We start from the raw sequence: 15,105 nt of genomic DNA, 5'->3' as shown, positions 1-15,105 counted from the left end.
CATGGCTGAAGTAACGATACTTATGGTAGATGATGAGACTGAAATTATTAAATTAATGGATATTTACGTGAAAAATGAAGGTTATACGCTGCTTAAAGCATCTAATGGCCTGGAAGCACTAGAAATCTTGAAGAATCATAAGGTAGATCTCATTATCCTGGATGTCATGATGCCGAAGATGGATGGAATTCAGGCGTGTATGAAAATTCGGGAGGAGAATAATACACCTATCATTATGTTATCTGCCAAAAGCCAAGAGATTGATAAGATCGCTGGTCTCAGTATCGGAGCGGATGATTATGTAACAAAGCCTTTCAGCCCGCTGGAGTTAATCGCACGTATTAAATCACAACTTCGGAGGTATAATCAGCTCGGTACAAAGACGACTCAGAACGAAAATGAGATCCAAATCAATGATCTAATCATAAATGTAGCATCTCACAGGGTTACCGTAGGCGGTCAAGAAGTGAAGTTAACACCAAGGGAATTCGCTCTGCTTCATACGCTGGCGTTCAATCGAGGTCTGGTGCTCAGCATGGACAAGCTTTATGTTGAAGTATGGAATGAGCCGTTTATGGAATCGAAGAATACGGTTATGGTTCATATAAGGAAACTGAGGGAAAAGATTGAAAAGGACCCGCAGCGACCGGAATATATTAAAACGGTATGGGGAATTGGCTACAAAATAGAGTAAAACCTATAGCAGAGGTGAAGGATCATGAGAACGAAATTACTCCATACGATTCGCTGGAAGCTTATCCTTCTGCTATTGTCCAGCATGGGTACGACCGCTGTATCGCTACTTATCTGTTATGCGGTGGGTACACTTCTTGTGGATGTTAGACCGATTAATCTGCCTATCCGGTGGATCATTCATCATATCGGGTCCGCTCCGGTGATGATCACTGTAGGCATCGTTGTATTTTTTGTGAGCTTCTTCATGATCAGTAAGACTTTCGTACGTCAACTGAATGAGATCAATACAGGCATGAAGGAGATATCCAATGGCAGATTTGATCACCATATTAATGTGACGTCCAGTGATGAGATTGGTGAAGTTGCGGAAAGCATCAATCAGATGACAGCGCAGCTGAGTCAGTATCTAGAAGAGATAACACAAGGTTTGCGTGAGATTGCGAATGGAAACTTTGATACGACCATACCGGTTCGACCGGGCAGTAAGCTAGGGGAAGTGGCAGACAGTATTAATCAGATGAGCAGACAGTTGAGTCACTCCATTCAAGAAGAGCGTAATGCTGAGAAGACGAAGAACGACCTCATCACGGGAGTATCACACGATCTACGGACGCCGCTAACTTCTATTCTTGGGTTTCTGGAGGTCATAGAGGAAGACCGATATCAAGATGAGGTCGAGTTAAGATATTATGTGAACATTGCCTATGAGAAATCCCTTGCTTTGAAAAAGTTGATCGATGATCTGTTTGAATATACTCGTATCAATAACGGTCTCCCTTTAGAAATGGGAGAGCTTGATATGGTCGATTTTATCGGACAGCTATCCGAAGAATTCGTACCTAGCTTTGAAAAGGCTGGAATGGAATGTGTCATGACGGCTGCTGAAAGACCCCTTAAAATTATGGCCGATGGGGATCAGCTCGTTCGAGCATATGAGAACCTGATGACGAATGCCCTGAGGTACGGGAGATCAGGAAAGATAGTGGATATCGTAGTTCGTAAAGATCGTGATCAGGTTGTTGTGAGCTTTACCAATTACGGTGATCCCATACCGGAGAGGGATTTACCTTTCATCTTTGATCGATTCTATCGTGTGGAGAGTTCGCGTTCAAAAGAGACGGGGGGAACCGGGCTCGGACTAGCGATTACGAAGAGCATCATTGAGACGCAAGGCGGCGAAATTTCCGTGCGTAGTAATCGTCAGAAGACGACCTTTGAGACGCGTTTTAACATATATAGAACCTAGGTATTGAATAGACAGCGGCAAGAGCGGAAGGGGATGAAAATGTGGGAGAACAATATGCACCTTCCAGCAATAATAAAGCTTATATGTTTCTGATTGTGCCTATTATTGCCTTGAATCTCTGGGGTGGTTTGTATGCCGTCAGTGCAGCGACAAGTGAGATGAGTGTTCAGTTTGATCTGAGTAACGATACAGCTCTCTCTACGCAAGATACTACAACGATTGGATCTGCACTCGAACCTCCGGTTCCAAGTACTGCCCATCAACTTATTGTATCTACCTCTTCAACTACATTTACCTATGACGGTCAGTCGGTTGAAGCAGTCCAGCCCGTGGTATACAAGAAAGGCTACTATTATGTACCGGTTGTTACGATGGCTAAGTTGGTTGGATTGGATCCATCCTATGATTCTAATACCAAGGAAACGATTGTGTCAGACAACAGTGCGATGGTGCGCTTTAAATCAGGGAGCAGAATGTATACTGCAAATGACTCATCTAACATGATGGAAGCTCCTGCAATAACCCATCAAGGAAGTACGATGATTACGATCGGCAGTTGGGCTTGTCTTACGGGCAGTACCGTGGTTAAAGAGGGAAAATCCTTTTCACTGACGTGGAATAGGCCATCTGTTAAGTAAGACTTCGTTAGTACAACGGAGTCTTTTTTTTTCGAATTAGTCCATCTCAACAGAACTATTGCTCCGATTCAGACGTTAAATCTATATGTAGCTTATTTCCGGAAGGGTGAATCGATTGAGCAGACAAAGCTCTTTTCACAAATTGCTGATGTATGGATGTATGACGGCAGTTAGTTTATCTCTCTTATTGAGTTCAGTCGCTGACGCCAATAATGTAGCGAGTTCTGAGGCTCGTTTAACAGGAATATACAAGGTAGGCGATAAGGTTACTTTAAAGATTAATACGGTATATTTTTCAGACCAACTCACCAAGAACAGCGACTTACATCATCTTAAAACGGAATATTACGGCACACAGGGTGAGTCGTTTCAAATAGATGCTCTATCAGGTGAAATGGTTCGAATGAAGGACTCCTCTCGAGGAATCTTATGGATTCCTTCATGGTATTTGACAAAAGAATCTGCTTCCGCCAAAGTGATTGCACCCAAGACGGTAAGCATGAAATCGAAGAGGAATATATTCCTGGCACCTGAGGGTGCCCTGAAGTGGTCCGAAGCGGGTCTTCAGAACAAGATGGTTGCGGTCATGCAGTGGAAAGATTGGTATGGAGTTCTTGTAGGGCCGGACGATTGGTATAGGGATGATATGATGATTTACCGTCCGGCACTGTTCTGGGTGAAGGCTAAGGATGTTGAAGCCGAGAAGACACTTCCAGATGGGGTATGGAATAAGGATTTAGATGTTTCAAGTGACCTGATAAGGGAACTTACATCATACAAGCTTAGAGCCGGAGATTCTTCATCCTCTGTTCAGAAGCTGCTCGGCACTCCTAAGGTGAAAGAAACGTCAAGCAATTTACAGATGGAAGATAACGGGCCAATGCAGTTAGGAGAGTCCTGGAGGTATGAGAGGGCGGATGCGCAGTTCATCGTTACCTTTGGCAAGTCAGGGAAGCTGGAACATACGCAGTGGATCTTACCGTCTATTCATTCATATCGAGAGAAATATAGTGCCGGAGATGATTATTTTTCTACTTATAATTTCGTTACACAACCCTTGACCAGTACACTAGCATTCGATCCGGTATGGAGAAACCAAGGCGACCTTAACTTTACTTATCTGCTTGGTGGTAATGAGGATATTCTTCTGCTCCGAGGGGATGACGGCGGGTTCAGTGGTATGCATCATAACTCTTCACTCTATGCTCTAGAGCGATCATCCGGCAAGAAGCTATGGCAGCAAAATGCAGGGTTCGGATGGTTCACTTCTCACTTGGATCTAGATAAACAACATGTCACGATGTATTCGGCTTATAACCCGGATAAGAAGGAGTATGAAGACCGAGTAAGACATATCCGTCTGTCAGATGGGAAGATGATGTGGGAGATGAAACTGAAGCGAACGAATGGTACATACAGAATGTCAGCAGCGAATAAGTCGATCATTATAGAAGATTCACCATCTTCGCTTGAATCCAGAAAGGGTGGAGTGATCGTACTAGATAGCGAAACGGGTAAGATTCGATGGAAGAAGACGTTAGCAAGAGACGTTCGAATTTTGAACCAAGGGATGGAAGATCCTTATGTGCTTATTCAGGAGGGGAAAACGCTTAGAGGATATGATCCGTTGACAGGGAAAATGGCATGGACATTTAAGGTGAAGGGTATTCAGTTAGAGGATCCAGCTATGAATTCATACTTCACAGGAGGGGCACGTCAGAATCCATTAGGGGAGGCAGATAACAACAAGAGATGGACTCTTCTTGGCGAAGAATGGGTGCTGTTAAATACGAATAACGGTAAGTCAGAGGCTGTATACTCAGCTAAATCTTCTGAACAGTTTGAAGTGTTAAATGATTCGAGGTATCTTCTCATACGACGTGGTATTGGGGGCGCTGAATATAGTTCTGCTCAACGATACGAGAGTGCACTCTATGATGCGGTGAAAGAACGCGAGGTTTGGAGGATTCAAGGAAGAGCAACGAAGGCCGTATTGGAGGACGATACGATCTATTTGGCTATCGATGGCACTCCCACTGCGATGGATAAAGAGACGGGTAAAGTGCTCTGGAAGATGAAGATGACTTCAAATAGGAAAGAGGATTTGTCGCATTTAGTCATCAGTAGCTTCGCTGTATTGGATCAATACTTGCTTCTTGAATATGGCTCTGACCTTGTCGTCTTGGGTAAAGAGGATGGGAGTCTGCTCGGGCGATTGCATAATGTACGCGCCGGTAGCGCCGAACTTCGTGAGCAGCAGGCGAGAAACGGTGCTTTAAATGAGTTCCAAAAAGAGATTTATGTTGGGACGGCGAATGGAGGATTTGTACGTTATGATGCAGAGGCGTTGGAAGAATGGATGGAACAGATCGAGCAGGGGAAGTAAGTAGCTAGACTTCTGAATAAAGAGAAGCTGCCGAGCATTCGGCAGCTTTTTTTCGTACATCAAGTGTAATTTACATCATGCCTGATAAGACGACAGCACCATATACAAATGCCGCAAGGATGACGAGTGCAGGGTGGATTTTACGAATGTTCATGGCCCAGAAGGCCACGGCTGCAATGGCCAGCGTCTGAATCGTACCTACAGAATCCATGGAGCTTTTACCCATCTGCCAAGTCAGTGTCAGCATCATGATCGCGATCACAGGCTGTACGAGCAATGTCATACCTTTGACGACCATAGATGTCCGGTATTTCTGAAGCAGCTTCAACAGCAAGATGAGAGCAACAGCAGATGGCACAACTGTTGCGGTAAGTGCTGACACCAATCCAATCCAGCCGGATACACCATATCCAACAAAGGCAGCGATCTTCGTTGCGATGGGTCCAGGCAGTGCATTAGCTAAGGCAAGCATATTGGAGAAATCCATATCACTGAGCCAAGCGCGGCGTGTAACCACTTCTTCATACATGAGCGGGATCGACGCAGGGCCTCCTCCGTATCCAAGGACATTTGCGACAAAAAAACTAATGAAAAGTTCAATCCATTCCATTATTCAGCTCCCTCCTTGTCCCGACGTTCCTTCTTTAATTTCGCCACAACTTTAAAATGCACGGCTCCATAGGCAAGGAAGAGGATAATGACAAGTGCAGGGTGAACTTCAATCATTTCGAGTAGGAGAAATGCTAGCAGGAAAAAACCAACGCCAGCATATTTACCCAGTCCTTTCACCGCTTTTTCACCGAATTCATAAGCCATCGTACCAAGCATAACAGCAATAACTGGAGTAACCCCGGCGATCATACCTGCGATGATCTTGGAGCTGCTCAAATATTGAACTGCGGATAGCAGGAAGATCATCGCGATACAAGTCGGAAGAATGTGGGCTAATATAGCAACGATGGCACCAAGACTCTTTTTTTGCTGATAACCAAGATAGGCGGCCATTTTAGTTGCAATCGGACCCGGAAGCGCATTAGCAAGGGCGAGGACCTCTCCGAATTCGTCGTTACTTAACCATTGGTATCGGATCACCGCTTCGTGACGAATCAGAGGGATAACGGAGGGACCTCCCCCATAACCAAGAATTCCGGTTCTGAACATGGCGAATGTAAGATCTAAATATGTATTTCCTTTTTTATTCAAGATAAGGATCCTTTCTTAAGTGAGATCTTGCGTATAACAGTATGTGTCTATAAATATATAGTGGTTATCTAGAGTTTTCAATGAATGTGGTGCAAGCATCTTTTATTCATATCTCCTTATGTATTCCTTTTTATCCCTATCCTACGAGATTGAAGTTGAAATACCTGCATAAAAAAACAAAATAAAATTTTAAAAAACTATTGAAAATTGAAATAAAATTTCAATATGATAAGTATACATCTAGTAATCAGCTTCTTGAGATTCACAAAAACCTAAATGGAGGTGAGAGAATCTTCTTTATTTCGTCAGGTCAAGAAGGTCCTGCAATAAGGTAGTCTCATTTATTTTATAGGGAGTGAATTTGTGAATGATTCGTAATCGGGAAGCTCGGCGACGTAGAACGCTATTTTGCTGGATGATGGTCTTGGTTATGACGGTGGGTATGCCGCTGTCAAGCTTCGGTAGTATAATCCCTAAAGTTTCAGCAGAGTCTCTGGCTGAAGTTAGGGCGGATGTCCCGACCGATTCCTCTACGGAAAATGTTGAAGGAGGTAACAACTCTGGTTCATCGGTGGAGGATTCCACAGATGGCTTAACAGAGATTCATCCTGACATAATGGATCTGACAGAGGTTTCGAGTGATTTGCAAGCAGTGAATCCTTCGTCCTTAATCGTTGAGGAGTTCGAGAATCTTAATGATCTGCAAGTCTCTGTAGCTCGGGCTACAGCTGAGCTGGGTCTTGTAGACAGACCTGTAACGATTCCTTATGGATATCATGCTGTTAAGCTCACTTATGATTTTAGGAATTTCCCCAAGGACACTTCCGCAGCATATCTTAACTTTAAAGATCGAGATGGATCTGTAGGGAGAACAATTCCTGGGAGCCCGAAGAGCTTGGGATTGTGGGTTTATGGAGATGGGGGAAATCACTGGTTGAGAGGTGTGGTCCTGGGGGCTGATGGTAAAAAAGAAACGGTGGATTTCACATCATCAACAGGACTGAGCTGGAAGGGCTGGAAATACATCACGGTTAATATTCCTTCAACTTTATCTGCCCCTGTAAAGCTATCACAAATTTATGTGGCAGAAACGAAGGAAACGAACAAGAACAGTGGAGCGCTCTATTTTGACCGGTTGACTGCCCTCTACAGTAACTCTAAAGTGTATACGCTGGACATCACTGGACTAACCCCGATGAAGACGGGGGAATCTCAGCGTCCTGTAATATATGAGACTTCTGCGAATATGACAGAACCTGCACAGGTTATGGGTGGAGTGCAACTTACAAGTAACAATGAAAGCGTTATCAGTGTGACAGGGACTACATATGATACCTTACAGGCTTTAGCTCCAGGTGAGGCTATCATTACAGCGCAATATGATGATGCACCACCTGCAACATTTAACTTAAAGGTAACGGATGAAGAGATAGCACCTCAGCAGCTGCTCTTATCAGGACCTGAAGATCTAGAAACCAGTGTTGCTGGAAAAATAAAGGCACATGCCGTATATAGCGAATATGATCACCCACTTCCACTTGCAGATGGAATGACGTTCAATAGCAGTCATCCTGATATCGTCAGTGTGAGTGATGATGGATTGCTTACGGCCATATCGCCAGGATCGGCTATGATCACAGTGATTTATAAAGGGGTTTCCGCTGAGCATACGATCACGATAAAGAAGCCGGTGCCTGTTCTACAAAGTGTTGAATTACGCGGTATATCGGGCATAAGCGTGGGAGACTCTTTTGAAACGATCACCATAGGGTTATATTCCTGGCTGGAAGATCCCGTAGAGCTGACGGAAGATGTGAAGTATGCCAGCAGCAACCCAGAAGTAGCATCCATAGATGAGAATGGAAAGGTGATCGGGTTGAAGGTTGGAGGCACAAGATTAACGGCGACACACGGCGGTAAAACAGGCTCCCTCTATGTTACCGTGAGCCAGCCAGTAGCCATGCCAAAATCAGAGATGAGAGCAGCATGGATTGCTACGGTGGAGAACATCGATTGGCCTGTTAAGGGAGCGAACCCGGCAGCACAGAAGCAGCAGTATATTGATCTGCTGGATCAGCTGCAGTCTGTAGGCATGAATGCTGTTATTATGCAGGTTAAACCAACAGCTGACGCCTTTTATCCTTCAGAGTACGGTCCATGGTCGGAGTGGTTAACAGGTACGCAGGGGAAGGACCCTGGATACAATCCACTTGAGTTTCTGATTGAGGAAACCCATAAGCGGAATATGGAATTCCATGCTTGGTTTAACCCTTATCGTATCAGTATGCAGAGCGATATTAACAAGCTGACCGAGAATCATCCAGCAAGACAGCATCCGGACTGGGTAGAGTCTTATGGTGGCAAGCTGCTCTTTAATCCTGGAATTCCGGCTGCACAGCAGTTTATTCTGGATAGCGTGATGGAAGTGGTGAAGAATTATGATATTGATGCCGTTCATTTCGACGATTACTTCTATCCATATCCAGCAACGGGAGTAGACTTCCCAGATCAGGATACCTACCTAGAGTATGGATCAGGTTTCACGAACAAGTCCGATTGGCGTAGAAATAATGTGAACCAGTTCGTAAAAACTGTGAGTGAAGCAATCAAAGCAGAGAAAAGTTATGTGAAATTTGGCATCAGTCCATTTGGCATTTGGAAGAATAAAAGTGTGAGCGCACCTGATGGGTCAGAAACGAATGGACTCAGCAGCTATGAAGCTATCTATGCAGATTCAAAGAAGTGGGTGGATGAAGAGTGGATTGATTATATTACCCCTCAAATTTATTGGTATAGAGGTTATTCCCCAGCAGCTTACGATAAGCTCATCGAGTGGTGGAGTCATGTTACGGCTGGTAAGAATGTTCAACTGTATAGCGGTCAGGCTGTTTATCGGATTAATACCGTGGACAGCTGGCTCGATCCAGAGGAAATGCCGAGCCAAGTTAAATACAACCGGAGCTTTGAAGAGGTTGCTGGAAGTATGTACTTCAGTGCGAAGTGGTTTGCAGACAATCCGCTGAATTTCTCAGATCGTCTTCGTCATGATTTGTATCGTACGCAGGCCTTGGTCCCGACCATGCCATGGCTTGATGATATAGCACCAGCGGCTCCAGCTGGTTTGGCAGCTGTGAACGGACAACATGGTGTTAAGCTGAGCTGGGCTTCCAAAGGCGATGAAACATATTATGTTATTTACCGTTTTGACGGTGAGAAGTCTTTTGATCTCCAGAATCCAGAGCACATACTGACGACATTCCGCAAACCGAACAGTGCGGCAGTTCAAAGTTACGTTGATCTAACCGCGGTTGAGAATAAGACATACACTTATGTTGTTACCGCCGTAGACCGGCTGCATAACGAAAGTGGTGCAAGTGAATCCGCAACGATTCTCTTCAAAAAAGGTATTGTCCCACCTACAGACCCAGGTCCACCAGTATCACCAGGTACGCCTGGGGCACCTGTAGTGCCACCGGTAACACCACCTGTGGTGACGCCGCCGGTAACTCCTACACCTCCCGTAAAGCCACCAGTGAATCCGCCCGCACCGCCGATGTTTAAAGATCTAAAGCAAGTAGCTTCTTGGGCGAAGGAAGCGATTGAAGGCTTAGCGGCTATTGGGATTGTGAAGGGTGTGGGGAATGACAACTTCCAGCCGATGAAGCCGGTAACGCGTGCCGAATTTGCCGCTATGCTAGTCCGGGCTTTTAAATTAACAGGAGGAAGTGTGCCTGCATCAATGAAGGATGTTACAGCATCTGATTGGTATTATGACACCGTGGCTGCAGCGCTAAAGGCAGGATTAGCCCAAGGGATGAGTAGCCGCAAGTTTGAGCCGAATCGTCCGATTACACGTGAAGAAATGGCAGTGATGAGTGCTAACGCTTTGAAACTAGTGAACATGAATATGCCAGACAACTTAGAGGCTGCCCTCTCGAAGTTCAAAGACAAGGAGAAGATCGCTTCGTACGCGAAGTCTGCAGTTGCACTGCTCACGAAAGAAGGCATTATTAATGGAACTGGTGCAGATCTTTTTACTCCCAAAGGGATCGCTAATCGTGCGCAAGCAGCGACGATCATATGGAATCTGTTGAGTGTTAAATAATACTTGGAATTATAAGTAGGTATAAGAGGTGCCCGGGGATATTTCTCCGGGGGCCTTTTTTTATCATTCCATTCACCTTCGTAAACTTCCCGAGTAAGATCTTTTCAAAGTTGTTTCGATTATTGGTGAATGAAGTGGTAGAATCGGAGAGGAGGATAAGGCATACGATCCTTCAACCATCATAATGCCTAACGACTACTAGAGGAGTGCTATATGTACAAGAAGCTAGGGCTGATGCTGCTGTATGCAGGATTTGGTTATCTTATTTATGTTTATGGAATGGACATGCTAGGTTGGGTTGAGGCTTCAAATTCCATTCCGCTCGTTATCCTGATCGCCATTACGGTGGCTTTATTTCCTGTTTTTCCGTATCCATTAGTTGGCGGCATGATTGGTGCGGCGTTCGGACCACTCCTTGGTGGAGTCATAACTTGGATCGGATCTACAGCCGCTTCCATTATAATGTTCTTGTTCGTACGTTACGGTTATCAGGAGTGGGGGAATCGATTTCTTCACCAGCAGAACCGTCTTGGACAAGTGACCGCTTTATTTGAGAGTAATGCATTTCTAACGATCCTCTTTTCAAGATTCATTCCGTTTATTCCCTCTTTCGTAATCAATGTGTATTCGGCACTAAGCCGAGTTTCATTCTTATCATACATACTGGCCTCTGCACTTGGCAAAATCCCTGCGATGCTCCTCTACGCTGTCGTGGGTGATCATCTCATGACTGAGCCGCGCAATATTGTATTGACGACGGGTGTCTATGGCGTATTTATAAGCCTAACGTTGTTGATCTATCGTTACTGGAAAAGAAAACAGCTATTGCAGCAAGCTGCTTTAGATACAGCCTAACCATACAGAACGCATTAAAAAGGTGAACAGTCCAAAGACATGTTCACCTTTCTTGTTATTCCGGATTTGGATTACTTAGGAATCTCCTCTGTTGTGCTGATTGTATTCGAGCTTGTTCCTTTCGAGCGGCGATACCAGTTCCATATACGTTCTACGGCAGACTGCTCTAAACAGAACATTTTTCCGTCATACTGGCTTGAGATCAGGTTTACCTCAAAGGAGAGCAGATTCTTCCGTCTTTGCATTCTAGTACCAGATACCTTAAGACTAATAACTTGTGGGCGCCGGATATATTTGGTGGTACGTGAGATCCTACGGTTCCGAATAGTTAACTGCTTACCCTGAAGATGAATACCTGCGTCCTTATGTGTCAGAATTGCCCATAAGAGCGAGACGGGAACCAGGAGTAGCGACCACAACCCTGGCGTTTTAAAATACCAGATACACGCTGCCGATACAGCGATACTAATGAGTGCCTCTAGTCGCATGTACAACCATAGTGATCTAGGCGGAGGTGGAGTATCCACCGTATCCGCACTGTATTGAGGAACGATTCGTTCAAGTAATGCTCCAACTTCTTTCATTGGAATCATAGGGTGCAGCATTAAACTTTTCTCCGATTCGGAAGTCAGGACATGAAGTTTAACCTCACTGAAACCGAAGGGTTGACGCAGGAGCCCTTCTTTCACAGAGACAGCTTGAACTCGCTGCGGAGAGAAAAACATCTGCTTGCGGTCAAGCAGACCGCACGTCACAGCAATCTGTTTGCCAACACGCTCTACTGTAAATCCAGCATATTTAATCGTATAGAGTACCGCTGATAACAACCACGCCAGAATGAGTGCGAGCGCGATGACCGTAATCCATCCCCCAGCAAGAATATGATCGGCCTCCTGAAAGAGTCTCGAATAGAGCTTGTCGGGCAGAATATCGTCGGCTAAAGAGAATACACCAGCAATAAAAGCAAGGGCAAGCGATATATTGAGTGACGTGAGTGCTGCAAGCATGAGGCGGACTGCAGAGAGTTGCAATAGTACCGTGCGCTCTTCGGGTACGCTAGATGCCTCCGTCGTAGTTACGGTTAGCGGAGTGTCATTGGCTTCATTTGTAAGGTATCTTTCACGAGTCTGCAGGGAACCCTGTGTCTTTTCAACATTGGTTAAGTGCTCGAATTTTTCATTATGGCTTCTCAAGTTGGTTCGGTCTGAAGACACGCACTCTTCAGTTTCTGAATGTTGCTTCGCTGTATCCATGCTGCCCACGTTACGGGGTTCGGTCTGCTCTGATAGAGCCGACCCAGCTGCTGTACGTTCCCTAAGCCAGCGCTGTAGCCGCTCTGCTTCCGCACCAGAAACGGCTGGTAGCTTACCCCCGTCATCCGATTTACCTGGCGTATCTATCTTGACTTGGGTCAATCCAAGAATACGCTGCACGAGTGGTTGCTCCATGTTCATGGAGTGTATTCGCCCAGTGTATATCGAAAGTTCTTCTCGAAAAAAAACACCACGACGGATAACAATCTTATGATCCTCTAGCACGTACACGAACCGTCTCCATTGCAGCCACCCGTAACCAATCAGTAATAATATGGCTGCGGTTATTCCTGTAATTATCCAGTACCATGTCGTACGCTCTAGAGATCCATTGAATAGATTAAAGCCAAAGATGATGATGGCTGGGATGAGCCCCCTGATCGTACTTACGAGAGGGAACAGGATGTACAGCCTATGCTGATGTAACTCTTCTCGTTCATTCATCGTACTCCACCACTTTCGCTAGCTCGCCAATCTGCTGTTTTAGTTGCTCCGCTTCATCTGATGCAAGTGCCATGATGATATGTGTTTTAGCAGCCGTTACGACTTTCACCTCAGCAAGACCATATTTCCGAAGTAGCGGGCCTCTTTCTAACTCGACATGCTGGACACGTGTCATCGGAACAACGATGTCAGATAACCATATGAAGCCTGAGCGAATCTCTAACTCCTCTTCGGACACTTTAAAGCCGAACGTTCTATAGGAAAGTTCGGGTAAGATCCAAGTGAACCAGACCAACGTGACTAGAAACAAGCCTATCCCAATCCAGCCTGGGATAAGGGTCCAATCGTTTATAATGGCTATCACGATATAAGTGATGTCAATTGCAAGTAATATGGCACTGAACGCAAGACCCGTAAATCTTGAAGCCTTAACTGAATCCGTATGACATCGGCGCATGGAAGCAAGCCGTTCGTTCATTTCGTACTCCCCCTTATGTAATTAAGAAAAACGTGCGATTCTATATATTTTATCATGAATGGATACGTAACGATGAAAGAGAATAACCAGGTGTCCTTAACATCTTTCGTAAGTGTTTAGCTATAGTTAAGATATATAATTAAAGTGACTAGTGAAGAACGGAAGGACATGATGTTGTTTATGAAAATAGATCGTTTGCTAGCGATTACGGTACTTCTACTGAATCGTGGACGGGTTAGCGCGAAGGAATTATCAGAACGATTTGAGGTTTCTAGCAAAACCATTTATCGGGATATGGATGTCTTAAGTCAAGCCGGGATTCCCGTAGTAGCTTATCAGGGAATCTCTGGCGGTTTTGAGATTATGGAACAGTTTATGATCGATAGATACTGGCTTTCGATCGAGGAGATGGGGGCGTTAGTTACAGCAGTGAAAGGGATCAACCTAGCCCTTGAGGATAAGGAGACAGACGGGTTACTTCAGAAAGTGAATAGCCTATTACAGAAAGCGCAGCGTGGTTCCATGCGTGATAAGCGTGAAGAGCAATTGATTATGGATATGAATCCTTGGGGACAACGAAGCGGGATTAAAGATGTAATGAAGCTTCTAAGAAAAGCGATTGAGGATAGAAGACGCGTGGAGATCGAATATATATCTTCGGCTGGGACAAGCCTGTGTAGAATCATAGAGCCTGTATCCCTAATCCTCAAGAGCTCCATTTGGTATGTGCAGGCATACTGTACAATGCGTAAAGATTTCAGAGTGTTTCGCTTATCTCGTATTCAACATGCGGAGCTGACGCAAGAGACATTTGATCCCGTAACAGTCCCCGTGCTTGACCATTATCAGTGGGATGTATCTTGGTCTGAAACTTCCGAGGTAGCTCTCATCCTTACGTTTGATCTTGCAGCAAGGCAGCGGATCGCAGATATGTTTCACCCAGATGAGGTGAAGATGTTACCGGACGGTTCTTTTCAGATTGAGGTCATGATGAAGCCGGATGAGTGGTTTTATGGTATGATCCTAAGCTTCGGAGGTCTAGTAAAGGTTGAGAGTCCAGACGATGTGGCTCAGGAAGTTGTACGCCGGGCTGAGCAAATTATGGGACGTTATAGGAACTGAGACAGACAGGTGTCCACTTTTCAAAGGTAGACTAGAAACATAACCAGACGAAAAGAGGATGACATATGAATATCGAACGTGTTAGCAGACCAGCGGTACAGATTCGTGGGATCGCAGAAAGAACATCCAACCGGGCAGAAATGGGACCAGAAGGGAAGATTTCAGGCTTATGGGAACGTTTTTTTCAGCTTGGAGTATTGCAGCAGCCTGGACTGAAGTCTGAGTACATCTACGGTCTGTATACGGAATATGAGAGTGATGTGAATGGGGAATATACCGTCTTGCTCGGATGTGAGACGAATGGGGAAAATACATTTAATAGTCTGGAGAACATGAAGACGGTGCATATTCCTGCCTCAGACTACCTTGTATTTACTAGTCAGCGGGGAGCTTTCGAGTCTGTCGTGCCGGAATTATGGAAGCAGATCTGGTCGTACTTCCACGATAGCTCCGAAAGTAGAACATACACAGGAGACTTCGAACTATACGATGTAGCTGGGTTCGATCCATCGAATGCTATGGTCAAGGTTTATATGGCCGTAAAATAATAAGAGTGGAATAAAGAAAGGAGCTGTTTCGAAAAGTAGATTGATCTACAGGAAACTCGCTCCTTTTTCTA

General features: G+C 45.0%; 12 protein-coding genes. 8 read left to right on the top strand and 4 right to left on the bottom strand.

What is annotated here, in order from left to right:
* The first annotated feature begins 1 nt into the window (after position 1).
* From AC3WJJ_RS22175 to AC3WJJ_RS22160, 4 genes are all read left to right on the top strand, one after another.
* On the top strand, positions 2-694 hold the full coding sequence (locus AC3WJJ_RS22175; RefSeq protein ID WP_492543835.1) for a response regulator transcription factor: 693 nt from the start codon (positions 2-4) through the stop codon (positions 692-694).
* A 24-nt stretch (positions 695-718) separates the two neighbouring features.
* A complete protein-coding gene (locus AC3WJJ_RS22170; RefSeq protein ID WP_492543833.1) occupies positions 719-1,942 on the top strand; it encodes a sensor histidine kinase in 1,224 nt (407 codons plus the stop codon).
* A 41-nt stretch (positions 1,943-1,983) separates the two neighbouring features.
* Positions 1,984-2,580 carry a stalk domain-containing protein gene (locus AC3WJJ_RS22165; RefSeq protein ID WP_492543831.1) on the top strand — a complete coding sequence of 199 codons (597 nt, stop codon included), beginning with the start codon at positions 1,984-1,986 and terminating at the stop codon, positions 2,578-2,580.
* A gap of 115 nt (positions 2,581-2,695) precedes the next feature.
* The gene (locus AC3WJJ_RS22160) at positions 2,696-4,966 is read left to right on the top strand and encodes an outer membrane protein assembly factor BamB family protein (protein ID WP_492543829.1); all 2,271 of its coding nucleotides are present in this window, start codon (positions 2,696-2,698) and stop codon (positions 4,964-4,966) included.
* Positions 4,967-5,036: 70 nt separating this feature from the next.
* On the opposite strand, the gene chrA is transcribed toward AC3WJJ_RS22160, so the two are convergent.
* Together chrA and chrB are read right to left on the bottom strand one after the other, a co-directional pair.
* Complete coding sequence (gene chrA / locus AC3WJJ_RS22155; protein ID WP_422660008.1) at positions 5,037-5,576, bottom strand: chromate efflux transporter ChrA; 540 nt, start codon at positions 5,574-5,576, stop codon at positions 5,037-5,039.
* Positions 5,576-6,169: a chromate efflux transporter ChrB gene (gene chrB, locus AC3WJJ_RS22150; RefSeq protein ID WP_422660009.1), complete on the bottom strand. Its 594-nt coding sequence runs from the start codon at positions 6,167-6,169 to the stop codon at positions 5,576-5,578. Before chrB ends, chrA begins: the two co-directional genes overlap by 1 nt.
* A 367-nt stretch (positions 6,170-6,536) precedes the next feature.
* Between chrB and AC3WJJ_RS22145 the strand changes: the two genes are divergently transcribed.
* Together AC3WJJ_RS22145 and AC3WJJ_RS22140 are read left to right on the top strand one after the other, a co-directional pair.
* Positions 6,537-10,274 (top strand): family 10 glycosylhydrolase, encoded by a 3,738-nt coding sequence (locus AC3WJJ_RS22145; RefSeq protein ID WP_492543826.1) that lies wholly within the window; start codon positions 6,537-6,539, stop codon positions 10,272-10,274.
* A gap of 213 nt (positions 10,275-10,487) precedes the next feature.
* A complete protein-coding gene (locus AC3WJJ_RS22140) occupies positions 10,488-11,129 on the top strand; it encodes a TVP38/TMEM64 family protein (RefSeq protein WP_492543824.1) in 642 nt (213 codons plus the stop codon).
* Between the two features lie 71 nt (positions 11,130-11,200).
* On the opposite strand, the gene AC3WJJ_RS22135 is transcribed toward AC3WJJ_RS22140, so the two are convergent.
* Both AC3WJJ_RS22135 and AC3WJJ_RS22130 read right to left on the bottom strand, forming a co-directional pair.
* Positions 11,201-12,886: a PH domain-containing protein gene (locus AC3WJJ_RS22135; RefSeq protein ID WP_492543822.1), complete on the bottom strand. Its 1,686-nt coding sequence runs from the start codon at positions 12,884-12,886 to the stop codon at positions 11,201-11,203.
* A complete protein-coding gene (locus AC3WJJ_RS22130; RefSeq protein WP_492543820.1) occupies positions 12,879-13,364 on the bottom strand; it encodes a PH domain-containing protein in 486 nt (161 codons plus the stop codon). The genes AC3WJJ_RS22135 and AC3WJJ_RS22130 overlap by 8 nt, the downstream gene beginning before the upstream one ends.
* A gap of 180 nt (positions 13,365-13,544) precedes the next feature.
* On the opposite strand from AC3WJJ_RS22130, the gene AC3WJJ_RS22125 reads away from it, so the two are divergent.
* Positions 13,545-14,486 carry a helix-turn-helix transcriptional regulator gene (locus tag AC3WJJ_RS22125; RefSeq protein WP_492543818.1) on the top strand — a complete coding sequence of 314 codons (942 nt, stop codon included), beginning with the start codon at positions 13,545-13,547 and terminating at the stop codon, positions 14,484-14,486.
* Positions 14,487-14,551: 65 nt separating this feature from the next.
* Positions 14,552-15,034, top strand: a complete 483-nt coding sequence (locus AC3WJJ_RS22120; protein ID WP_492543816.1) for a GyrI-like domain-containing protein — start codon at positions 14,552-14,554, stop codon at positions 15,032-15,034.
* Positions 15,035-15,105: the final 71 nt, after the last annotated feature.

The organism is Paenibacillus sp. FW507-14B1B, assembly GCF_058781425.1.
The sequence above is the reverse complement of the archived record's forward strand: the minus strand, read 5'-3'. Positions and strand labels throughout refer to the sequence as shown.

Coding starts and splice junctions, on each gene's coding strand:
- AC3WJJ_RS22175 (WP_492543835.1), top strand. CDS start 2: ATGGCTGAAGTAACGATACTTATGGTAGATGATGAGACTGAAATTATT.
- AC3WJJ_RS22170 (WP_492543833.1), top strand. CDS start 719: ATGAGAACGAAATTACTCCATACGATTCGCTGGAAGCTTATCCTTCTG.
- chrA (WP_422660008.1), bottom strand. CDS start 5,576: ATGGAATGGATTGAACTTTTCATTAGTTTTTTTGTCGCAAATGTCCTT.
- AC3WJJ_RS22145 (WP_492543826.1), top strand. CDS start 6,537: ATGATTCGTAATCGGGAAGCTCGGCGACGTAGAACGCTATTTTGCTGG.
- AC3WJJ_RS22140 (WP_492543824.1), top strand. CDS start 10,488: ATGTACAAGAAGCTAGGGCTGATGCTGCTGTATGCAGGATTTGGTTAT.
- AC3WJJ_RS22135 (WP_492543822.1), bottom strand. CDS start 12,886: ATGAATGAACGAGAAGAGTTACATCAGCATAGGCTGTACATCCTGTTC.
- AC3WJJ_RS22130 (WP_492543820.1), bottom strand. CDS start 13,364: ATGAACGAACGGCTTGCTTCCATGCGCCGATGTCATACGGATTCAGTT.
- AC3WJJ_RS22125 (WP_492543818.1), top strand. CDS start 13,545: ATGAAAATAGATCGTTTGCTAGCGATTACGGTACTTCTACTGAATCGT.
- AC3WJJ_RS22120 (WP_492543816.1), top strand. CDS start 14,552: ATGAATATCGAACGTGTTAGCAGACCAGCGGTACAGATTCGTGGGATC.